The organism is Stenotrophomonas sp. S49 (genome assembly GCF_016624905.1).
In the GTDB taxonomy this organism is placed as follows: Bacteria; Pseudomonadota; Gammaproteobacteria; order Xanthomonadales; family Xanthomonadaceae; genus Stenotrophomonas.
This window is the reverse complement of sequence record NZ_JACVUD010000049.1, coordinates 22577-30423: the sequence shown is the minus strand read 5'-3', so window position 1 is coordinate 30423 and position 7847 is coordinate 22577. Positions and strand designations below refer to the sequence as shown.

Sequence of the window (7847 nt, the reverse complement as noted above, 5' to 3'; positions counted from 1 at the left end):
GTGCTCCGCCTGGTCTGGCTTTTTTTTTGTCCCCCCCCCCCCCCCCCCCGCGACTCTACCTCGCCCGCTTTCAACTTCAGTCGAGCAAGCTCGACTCTACTAGAACAACGTTCCCTGCGGCGATTCCTTCTGCGGCGGCAACGGCTTCACGAACCTGCTGCAGTCCAGCTTCGGCCAATGGCTGTTCTGCGCATTGAAACCCAGCCGCTTCCGCGCCAGCTTGAACCGGTTGTTCAACAGGTCCGCATACACGCCCTGGCCGCGCATGCGCGTGCCGAACTGGCTGTCGTAATCCTTGCCACCACGCAATTGCTGGATGGTGCTCATCACATGCGCGGCGCGGTCGGGGTGGTGGGTTTCCAGCCAATCGCGGAACAGCGGCGCCACTTCCAGCGGCAGGCGCAGCAGCACGTAGCCGGCGGTGCTGGCGCCGGCGTCATGGGCGGCCTCCAGCACGGCCTCCAGCTCGCTGTCGTTGATCCACGGGATCACCGGCGCCACCATCACGCCCACCGGAATACCGGCCTCGTGCAGGCGTTTCATCGCACGCAGGCGCGCATGCGGTGCCGATGCGCGCGGTTCCAGCTTGGCGGACAGGTGCGGGTCCAGCGAGGTGACCGAGAAATGCACGCTGACCAGGTTTTCCGCTGCCAGCGGTGCCAGCAGATCGATGTCGCGCTCCACCAGCGCGTTCTTGGTGATCAGCGAAAACGGATGCTTCGTTTCCAGCATCACCTCGATCAGCTGGCGAGTGAGTTTCAACTTGCGTTCGATCGGCTGGTACGCATCGGTGTTGATACCCAGCGCGATCGGCTGCGGCACGTAGCCCGGTTTCGCCAGCTCCTTGCGCAGCAGCTGCGGCGCGTTGGTCTTGGCGAACAGCTTGGTTTCGAAGTCCAGGCCCGGCGACAGGTTCAGATAGGCGTGCGAGGGCCGCGCGAAACAGTACGAGCAACCGTGCTCGCAGCCGCGATAGGGGTTCACCGACTGGCTGAAACCCACATCGGGGGAATTGTTGCGGCTGATGATGCTGCGCGCGGTCTCCGCACGCACTTCGGTGCGCAGGCGAGGCGCGCTGAATTCGTCGCTTTCGTCTGGCGCCCAGCCGTCATCGATGGCCTCGCTGACCGTGCTTTCAAAGCGGCCGGCCAGATGCGAGGTGGAGCCGCGACCCTTGATGGCGGCGTGGGCCTTGAGAGGCAGGTGCTGCATGTCGCCCTCCGGCCGTTGCTGGGCCGTTAGTATTATTGCTAACCACAGGTGGCGCAAGCGGCGGGAATTCACGTAGCTGTAGGCGTACAGTCGAATCCGGGTGCAGGTTGACCCCAAGGTTATCCACAGGTTCCACGGGGCAGGCACAGCCGAACGCCGTGGCAATCCAGAAGCCTGGGCCACGGCGGTCTCAACAACTGCGACGGCGCCTTACAGCAGGGCCAGATAGCCCTTCACGGTGGCGTCCAGGCCGTCGTACAGCGCCTCGCCGATCAGTGCGTGGCCAATGGACACTTCCAGTACCTGCGGCACGGCCGCCAGGAAGTCACGCAGGTTGTCCTGCGACAGGTCATGGCCGGCATTCACCCCCAGGCCGACCGCCTGGGCGCGACGTGCGGCGTTGGCGAACAGCTCCAGCATGGCGCGCGCGTCGCCGGCGGCGTGGGCTTCGGCGTATGGGCCGGTGTACAGCTCGATGCGATCGGCACCAACCGCGGCGGCCTGTTCCAGCAAGGGGTTGCCGGCATCCACGAACAGGCTGACCCGGCAGCCCATGGCTTTCAGTTCGGCTACCAACGGGCGCAGGCGCTCGCCGTCGCGTTCGAAGTCGAAGCCGTGGTCGGAGGTGATCTGGCCATCGCCATCAGGCACCAGGGTGGCCTGGGCCGGCCGGGTCTGCGCACACAGCGGCAGCAGCCCCGGGTAACCCTCGCGCGGCGGGGCGAAGGGGTTGCCTTCAATGTTGAACTCGACGCCGCGGGCGCGGGTCAGCGTGGACAGCGCCAGGACGTCCTCGGCGGTGATGTGGCGGCGGTCGGGGCGCGGGTGCACGGTGATGCCATGCGCACCGGCATCCAGGCAGGCCTGGGCGGCGCGCACCACGTCCGGTTCGGCACCGCCGCGCGAGTTGCGCAGGACGGCGATCTTGTTGACGTTGACGCTGAGCTGGGTCATGGAACGGAACTACGGGGTCGGGGAAGGGGGATCGTGAGGTTCGCGCGGCGCCTGCGCTTGAGGGGCCTGCTCGCGCAGCCGGCGCACCTGTTCGGCGTCGACCAGGGTGGACGGGTCGCGCTGCAGATCGCCGAAGCGGGCCACGTAGCGGCCACGCACCCAGGCCAGCAGGAAGGCCAGCGCCGCCAGCAGTGCCAGCGACATCAGCCCCATGTGCGGGGTCTTCAGGGCGAAGGCGAAGCAGCCCAGCGCCAGCAGCAGGTACAGCCAGTACATGTGCGATCTCCCGCAGGTCAGGCGGCAGTGTAGCGCTGCGTTACAGCAGCGGCGAGGCCAGCCGCGCGAACGCCTCGGGCAGGCGGTGCAGCCACAGCGAACGGGCCGCCTGGTCCTGTACACGGCTCGAGCGATCGAATTCGGCCTGCAGCAGCTCGGCCAGCGCAGCCACCCGGCCGCGGTCGCTGATCATCATCGACAGTTCGAAATTCAGGCGGAAGCTGCGGTGGTCGAAGTTGGCGCTGCCGACGATGCAGACATCATCGTCGGCAATGAAAGCCTTGGTGTGCAGCATGCGCGGGCCGTATTCGTAGATCTTCACCCCGGCATGCAGCAGTTCGTCGAAGTACGAGCGCGCGGCCTGGGTGACGAACCAGGAATCGCTCATCTTCGGCACCAGCAGGCGCACGTCCAGCCCGCCCAGTGCGGCCGAGGTCAACGCCATCCGCGCGGCCTCGCCGGGCACGAAGTAGGGCGTGACCAGCCAGACCCGCTCGCGCGCTTCCTGGATGGCCGCCACATGCAGTCGGTGGATGGTTTCCCAGCCCGAATCGGGGCCGGACACCAGCACCTGTGCATCGATGCTGCCATCGCCACGCAGCGGCATGTCGGCCGGCCACAGGCGGGCGATGTCGAAGCGCGAGGGTTCCTGGCCGCTGGCGTACAGCCAGTCTTCCACGAACACCAGCTGCAGGCTGCGCACCACGTGGCCGGCAATGCGCATGTGCAGGTCGCGGTACGCGTTGGGGTTGCGGCTCTCGTCTTCTTCGTCGGTGATGTTGATGCCACCGGTGAAGGCCAGGCGTCCATCCACCAGCACCAGCTTGCGGTGCGTGCGCAGGTTCAACCACGGCCGTTTGAAGGGTTTCAGCAGCTGCCGCGGATGGAACCAGATGGCCTCGCCACCGGCATCCAGCAGCGGCTGCAGGAAGCGCCGCGGCAACGACGAGGAGCCGACCGCATCGAGCAGCAGGCGCACCTGCACGCCGGCCCGCGCACGTTCCACCAGGGCATCGCGCAGCGCCGTACCGGCATGGTCGGGGCTGAAGATGTAGTACTCCAGGTGCACGTGGTCGCGCGCTTCGGCGATGGCCTGCAGCAGGGCGGCATAGGTGGCTGCGCCATCCACCAGCCAGGTCACTTCGGTGGCGGTGCTGGGCGCCAGGCCCGTGGTCGCCTGGGCCACCTTGGCCAGTTCGGTGCAGCCGGCATCGGGCGGGCAGACATCGCTGTAGTGCTCCATGCCCGAGCGCGCGCGGCCACGGCGCAGGCGCTGCCGTTTCACCTTCTGCGGGCCCAGCAGGTAGTAGATGAAGAGGCCCAGGTAGGGCAGCAGGGCCAGCGACAGGATCCAGCTGAGCGTGGCGACCGGTTCGCGTTTCTGCAGCATGATCCAGCCGGCCAGTGCCAGCAGGTAGAGCAGGTAGGCCACGGCCAGGATCGTGCCCAGATGGGCGATGCCATCGAGCCAGACGCGCAGGGAATCGAAGAGGGCGAGCATGCGCCGATGATAGCGGGCGGGTGCGTGGTGATGGGGTCAGATCCCTTTCTGCAGGAAAGGGCTCTGACCCCGAGCACAAAAAAAGACGCCCCTGTCCCCAGGGGCGTCTGCAGTCGCGTCATGACTGTTGTGCTGCGGTACTGCGTATTACTGCTGCACGAAGCCGATCTTCTTCATCTGAGCATTCTTCGCGGCGGCCAGAACCTTGGCCATCACGTCGTACTCGGAATCCGGGCTTGCATCGATCCGCAGTTCCGGCTGGTTGGTCGGGTCACGCTGGACCTCCTGTTCCATCCGCTGCTGCAGTTCGTGCGTGCTGATCGGGCTGTTGTTCCACGAGACCTGGTTGCTGGCGTCGATCTTCAGTTCGATCGGCGGCGGCGGTTCGACCAGCTGCGGCGGTGGGTTGAGCACGCGCTGCGGCAGGTCCACGGCGATCGGGTACGTCATGATCGGCGCGGTCACGATGAAGATGATCAGCAGAACCAACATCACGTCCACCAGGGGCGTCACGTTGATGTCAGCCATGGGGCCTTTGCCACCACCACTACTGAATGCCATGGCTTATTGCCCCTTTTCTTTGGTAGCGACGAAGCCGACGTCCAGCATGCCCTGTTCCTGAGCGACCTTGGTCATCTCGTTGATGACACGCATCTTGGTGGTGCGGTCACCACGCAGGTTCAGCGGCGGCTGCGGGGTCTGCTGGGCGGCGGTCGCCAGGCGCGACTCGAGAGTCTGCTTGTCGATTTCCTCGTCGTTCCAGTAGATCGAACCGTCTTCCTTGACTGCCAGGGTGATGGGGCCCTTGCGGTCGTTGGTGTCGTCCGGCTTCTGGACCAGATTGGCCTCCGGCAGATCCACCTTGACCTTGTGGGACATCAGGGGCGCCGTGATGATGAAGATGATCAGCAGCACCAGCATCACGTCCACGAGGGGCGTAACGTTGATGTCGGCCATGGGGCCGCCGCTGTTACCACTACTGAAAGCCATAACGGGCTCCGTCTAGATCGTGTTGACTACGTTCTCGCTGGGTACAGCGCGTCGCAATTAGCGGACGCGCGAACCGGTGGCGAAGAAGTCGTGCAGGTCGTGCGCGAAGGTATCGAACTTGCTGATGGTCGCGCTGTTGATCTTGCTGAAGAAGTTGAAGGCGAACACGGCCGGGATCGCGACGAACAGACCGATGGCGGTCATGATCAGCGCTTCACCCACCGGGCCGGCAACGGCGTCGATCGAAGCGGAGCCGGTGGCACCGATCTTGATCAGCGCGCCGTAGATGCCCCACACGGTACCCAGCAGACCGACGAACGGAGCGGTTGCACCGACGGTGGCCAGCAGGGTCATGCCCGACTGCAGCTTGTTGCTTTCGCGGGTGACGGCCTGGCGCAGGGCGCGGTCGACGAACTCCGAACGGCTCAGGTTTTCACCCAGGCCACCGGTGGCGCCGCCTTCAGCGCGCTGGTGGTGAGCAGCAGCCTGCGCAGCATCCAGAGCGATCTTCGAGAACGGCTCCGAAGCCGGCTGTTCTTCCATCGCACGGATGGCGTCCTGTGCGTTCGGGGTATCCCAGAACAGGCTGACGACGCGGTCAGCAGCGCTCTTCAGGCGGGTAGCGCGGAAGATGTTGATGACGGTCCAGTACCAGGACATGGCCGACATGACGACCAGGGTCAGCAGCACGACCCAGGAAACGGCGAAATCACCCGGCTTGGTGGTCATTTCGTGGATCAGGTGCTCGAAGCCCATCTGCGACAGGGCGTTGGACGGATTGCCCCCGGCAGCAGCGGCGATGAAAATTTCCTGCAGCATGACGCTTACCTTTGTTGTGTGTGGTGATAAAGGGTGTAGCTAAGCTAGACAATCGAACCGGAGGAGGGGTGGCCGGCGGCCACCCGCTCGCATCAGTTCAGCGCAAAGTTGACCGGGACGCGGACGCGACCAGCAGCCTTCTTACCGCCAGATTCAGCGGCGTTGAAACGCCACTTGCGCGCGGCTTCCATCGCAGCACGGTCCAGGTCGCGGTTACGGCTGGACTTTTCCACCGTGACATTGGTGACGTTGCCCTGGGCATCGACATCAATGATCAGGATCACTTCGCCCTGGATACCAGCGCGGAAAGCGGCCGGCGGGTAGCGCGGCGGATTCATGGCCTTCGACGAGATGTCGACGCTGGCCTCGATCGACGCCGGCGGTGCCGGGGGCGACGGAGGCGACGGCGGGGTGACGATATCGTTCGGGCGCGGTTCCGGCACGTCGACGACCGGCGCCTGCGGCGGCGGCGGGACGGGCGACGGCTTCGGCGGCGACAGATTCTTCACCGGCGGCGGCGGAGTATCCTGCGGCGGCGGCGGCGGCGGCGGCGGCGGTGGCGGCGGCGGCGCGTCGACGATGGTCACCATGACGTTGCGCTCCTTCTCAGCCACGGCCTTGGGGGCCACAGCGGGGATCAGGAGCATCATGAAGGCGGCCAGATGCAGGGCGATTACAAACGCGATGCCGACGATGCGAGGCCAGCTCAGCCCCTTGTCATCGGGTTGTTCGTACCGGTGAACGACTAGTTGTTCCGTCATGCGCCAAGAGCTCAATAGTGGGGCCGGAGTCCCGGGGGGCGGGATCCCTGATCAGCGGTGCATGACACCGCAGGAACCTCCAAGCTTATACCAATCCTGAGCGCCTGCGCATTAATCTCGCAGGCGTTCAGGCGTTATTCCTACTTACTTCAGGTTGATGATTTTCTTGGCATCAGCCTGGTTCTTCACGCCCTTCGCCAGCGCCTGCTGGGCGGCCTGCTTGGCCTCCGGAACGCGACCTTCGGCATGCAGGACGCGTGCCAGGTTCAGGTAGGTCTCACCGTCCTTGGACAGCGGGGCAGCCTTCTGCCACGCCTCGATCGCCTGCGGCACCTGGTCGGAGTAGTAGTAGGACTGGGCCAGGGCCAGGTAAACCTGGTAATCCGGCTTCAGGATGCCCTTCTGCAACCCTTCGTTGATGACCGCGATGACGTCCTTTTCCTTGTTCTCGGTGTTGGCATAGATCGAGTACAGCTGCTTGTACTCGCGCTCTTCGGTGAGCTGGCCGCTGCTGCGCAGCTTGTCCATCACCGCGGCGGCCTTGGGCATCTGGTCGGCCTGCATGTACATGTTGGCCAGGTTCAGCTGCGCCTTCTTGTCGTTCGGGTTCTTCGCTGCCAGCGCCTCGGCGGTCTTCACCGCTTCACCGGTCTGGCCGGCTTCGGACAGGGCTGCCATCAGCAGCTGGTTCCAGTTGTCCTTCGGCTCGGTGGCGCCGGCAATGGCCTGCTGCAGCACCGGGATGGCTTCCTGGTAGCGTTCCAGCTGGTACAGCGCCTGGCCCTTGGCGATCAGCTCTTCCGGCTTGTTCGACTTGCTCTCGGCGAAGTACTTGTCCAGCGTGGCCAGGCCTTCGGCGGTCTGGTCTTCCTGCAGCTGCAGCTGCCCCAGCATCAGCATGGCCTGGAAGTGGCCGTTGTTGTCCAGGCCGTTCAGCTGCAGAGCCTGCTTGAGGTAGGTGATCGCGCCGGCGGTGTCGTCGGTCTGGTAGGCGGCCTGCGAAGCGAGCTGCGCAGCCAGCGACTTGTCGTAGTTGTTCGACGCGCTGTTGCCCAGGATCTCACCGGCAACCTGCAGGGTCTCCGGGAACTTCTGATCGTTGTAGCTGTCAATCAGCTTCTGCAGCTTGCTGCCCATCTTCGAGGACGCCTTTTCCTTCGGCTCCTCACGGGTGGCGTTCGGGTACAGGACTTCGGCCTTGGCCTGCTTGCCGCCGCGGTTGCCACGCTCGGACGAACGCGAGGACTGCGCGAACGCATCGGTGACCACGGCGCCGGTCAGGGCAGTGGCGATCAGGACGGAAAGCACAGCTTTGTGGTTACGGAAAATCATCG

General features: G+C 65.0%; 9 protein-coding genes. All 9 read right to left on the bottom strand.

All coding sequences use genetic code 11. The annotated features are described in order from the left end of the window. Positions 1–99 precede the first annotated feature (99 nt). On the bottom strand, positions 100–1212 hold the full coding sequence (locus IAE58_RS11925; protein ID WP_199933760.1) for a PA0069 family radical SAM protein: 1113 nt from the start codon (positions 1210–1212) through the stop codon (positions 100–102). 210 nt (positions 1213–1422) lie between these two features. Then, complete coding sequence (locus tag IAE58_RS11920) at positions 1423–2166, bottom strand: pyridoxine 5'-phosphate synthase (protein WP_108754964.1); 744 nt, start codon at positions 2164–2166, stop codon at positions 1423–1425. 9 nt (positions 2167–2175) lie between these two features. Further along, a complete protein-coding gene (locus IAE58_RS11915; RefSeq protein ID WP_199933759.1) occupies positions 2176–2442 on the bottom strand; it encodes a hypothetical protein in 267 nt (88 codons plus the stop codon). Positions 2443–2482: 40 nt separating this feature from the next. Then, entirely contained in the window at positions 2483–3943 is a 1461-nt protein-coding gene (gene cls / locus IAE58_RS11910) for a cardiolipin synthase (protein WP_199933758.1), read from the bottom strand. A gap of 147 nt (positions 3944–4090) precedes the next feature. Beyond that, positions 4091–4504, bottom strand: coding sequence for a biopolymer transporter ExbD (locus tag IAE58_RS11905; RefSeq protein WP_065200109.1), 414 nt, complete (start codon positions 4502–4504; stop codon positions 4091–4093). 3 nt (positions 4505–4507) lie between these two features. After that, complete coding sequence (locus IAE58_RS11900; RefSeq protein ID WP_025875550.1) at positions 4508–4933, bottom strand: biopolymer transporter ExbD; 426 nt, start codon at positions 4931–4933, stop codon at positions 4508–4510. A gap of 57 nt (positions 4934–4990) precedes the next feature. Beyond that, positions 4991–5752, bottom strand: coding sequence for a TonB-system energizer ExbB (gene exbB, locus IAE58_RS11895; RefSeq protein WP_108747910.1), 762 nt, complete (start codon positions 5750–5752; stop codon positions 4991–4993). A gap of 92 nt (positions 5753–5844) precedes the next feature. Then, a complete protein-coding gene (locus IAE58_RS11890) occupies positions 5845–6402 on the bottom strand; it encodes an energy transducer TonB (RefSeq protein WP_199911433.1) in 558 nt (185 codons plus the stop codon). 255 nt (positions 6403–6657) lie between these two features. Then, a complete protein-coding gene (locus IAE58_RS11885) occupies positions 6658–7845 on the bottom strand; it encodes a DUF4032 domain-containing protein (RefSeq protein WP_199933757.1) in 1188 nt (395 codons plus the stop codon). Between the last annotated feature and the right edge of the window lie 2 nt (positions 7846–7847).

Bases quoted from the DNA above. Each gene is read 5' to 3' on its own strand.
- IAE58_RS11885 (WP_199933757.1), bottom strand. From the start codon at position 7,845: ATGATTTTCCGTAACCACAAAGCTGTGCTTTCCGTCCTGATCGCCACT.
- cls (WP_199933758.1), bottom strand. From the start codon at position 3,943: ATGCTCGCCCTCTTCGATTCCCTGCGCGTCTGGCTCGATGGCATCGCC.
- IAE58_RS11905 (WP_065200109.1), bottom strand. From the start codon at position 4,504: ATGGCATTCAGTAGTGGTGGTGGCAAAGGCCCCATGGCTGACATCAAC.
- IAE58_RS11925 (WP_199933760.1), bottom strand. From the start codon at position 1,212: ATGCAGCACCTGCCTCTCAAGGCCCACGCCGCCATCAAGGGTCGCGGC.
- exbB (WP_108747910.1), bottom strand. From the start codon at position 5,752: ATGCTGCAGGAAATTTTCATCGCCGCTGCTGCCGGGGGCAATCCGTCC.
- IAE58_RS11920 (WP_108754964.1), bottom strand. From the start codon at position 2,166: ATGACCCAGCTCAGCGTCAACGTCAACAAGATCGCCGTCCTGCGCAAC.
- IAE58_RS11890 (WP_199911433.1), bottom strand. From the start codon at position 6,402: ATGATGCTCCTGATCCCCGCTGTGGCCCCCAAGGCCGTGGCTGAGAAG.
- IAE58_RS11915 (WP_199933759.1), bottom strand. From the start codon at position 2,442: ATGTACTGGCTGTACCTGCTGCTGGCGCTGGGCTGCTTCGCCTTCGCC.
- IAE58_RS11900 (WP_025875550.1), bottom strand. From the start codon at position 4,933: ATGGCTTTCAGTAGTGGTAACAGCGGCGGCCCCATGGCCGACATCAAC.